Source organism: Mesotoga sp. HF07.pep.5.2.highcov (assembly GCF_003666285.1).
GTDB lineage: Bacteria > Thermotogota > Thermotogae > Petrotogales > Kosmotogaceae > Mesotoga > Mesotoga prima.
The window spans coordinates 1-1,809 of the sequence record NZ_JFHJ01000166.1 but is presented as its reverse complement, the minus strand read 5'-3'; the positions used below and the strand labels follow the sequence as shown (position 1 = coordinate 1,809).

At 42.7% G+C, this 1,809-nt stretch carries 1 pseudogene; it reads right to left on the bottom strand.

From position 1 onward, the window contains the following. Positions 1 to 368: 368 nt before the first annotated feature. A pseudogene (gene lpdA, locus BG32_RS03205) lies at positions 369 to 1,729 on the bottom strand (dihydrolipoyl dehydrogenase). Between the last annotated feature and the right edge of the window lie 80 nt (positions 1,730 to 1,809).

Here is a 1,809-nt window from a genome sequence, read left to right as displayed (position 1 = left end):
TTCCCATGGGTTTCTCTGCAAAAGTAAATCAATCGAAGGCTGAGCTTGATTTTGAGACTGAAGGCCATATAATGATCAAGTTGGATCTTTTATTCTATAAGCATACTTTCGCCAAGACAAAGGTCTTCAGCCAGACGAGAAATATATATTCAAAAGAGTTCTAACGGATGTTCAGAAAGCTTTATTTGTAATCATCTAGGTTAGTGCAACAAAATTCGATGAAAGAAACCCTGCAAAAAAAACGGAAAGATGTTTTCAAGGAATCGAGGTTTTACAGAAAAGCATAATATGATTTCGGACATCAGAAAATAAACATGGGCATCCCGAAGCATTGCCTGCAAAGGGATGCCCTCTATTAACGAACTATCTCAGATATGAATACTCATTCCATTTACGCCTTCAAGCGCACCAAGTACTGTCTCTGATAGTGTTGGATGAGGGTGTATTGAGTTCTCAAGCTCTTCGACCGTTAGCCCATTCTTGACTGCTATTACTCCTTCCATTATGAGCTCCGTTGCAGATGGAGAGACTATGCTCATTCCCAGAACCTTTCCGTTTTCCTTATCTGCGATTACCTTTACGAACCAGTGTTTTCAAGTACAGTCCTTGCTCTACCATTGGCGCTTAAGGGGAATTTAGCGATAATTACTCTCTCCATATCTTCAACATCGTCTTCTTTTATGCCGGTAGATCCTACCTCCGGATTGGAGAAAATGATTGAAGGAACTGCGGAGTAATTCATTTCCATTACTTCTCCGGCAATGTTGTGAGCCGCTACTATACCCTCATAGCTAGCAACGTGGGCAAGCATCATTCCGGCTCTTATATCGCCTATGGCGTAAACACCTTTAATGTTTGTCTGCATTCGGCTGTTCGTGACGACTCCCCTTTCAATTTCCAGACCAAGCTTTCTCACATCTTCGGTTATATACGGCCTCCTACCAACTGCAACAAGAACTTTCTCAGCCTGAACTGAGAGCTCCTGTTCACCTTCGGCATTTAGAACGAAGATACATTCATCCTTTTCCACCTCAGTCACCTTCGTTCTTTCAACTATTTCAACCCCCTGTCGAGTCAATGACTTTCGAATGTCATCGGCGACATCCCTATCTTCGTATGGAAGAATGTGGTCCGCAAGCTCAATGATTGTAGTCTTCACTCCGAATGAGCTAAAAAATGTTGCAAATTCGACACCGATAACTCCTCCACCAACGATAACAAGGCTTTCTGGCATCTCTTCCATCTGAAAGACATCGTTGCTGGTCCAAATCCCTTCGATTTCACTGAACGGCTTGAATATGGAGGGTTCAGAACCAGCGGCAATGACTATATTTCTGGTCTCTAGAGTTTTACCATGGTTCTTTAGCAGAACGTGTCCTGCATCCTTAATTTCTGCAACGTCGTTGTAGAAATCAACACCATTTTTCTTCAACAGGTGTTCGATTCCCTTTCTTGACATTGTAATCGTCCTATTCATGTGGGACATTATTCTCTTTAGATCGTAGCCTAGTCCTGATGCATCAATTCCAAGCCTCTTGGATTTCTCGTTTATCTCCGTATATAAATGAGCAGAGGTCAACATGGCCTTCGTTGGAATACAGCCCCAGTTGGTACATGTGCCTCCGAGATTCTCTTTTTCTACGAGTGCGACACTCTTGCCAAGTTGAGCTATTCTTATTGCGCATACATAACCGCCTGGTCCACCACCAATCACAACGGCATCAACCATTTTCTCTCCTCCTTATGTAGATCTTTATATCGCCGTAATTATCCGCCACTTTTTTCAAAAACTCATGCCCTTCTTTCTGA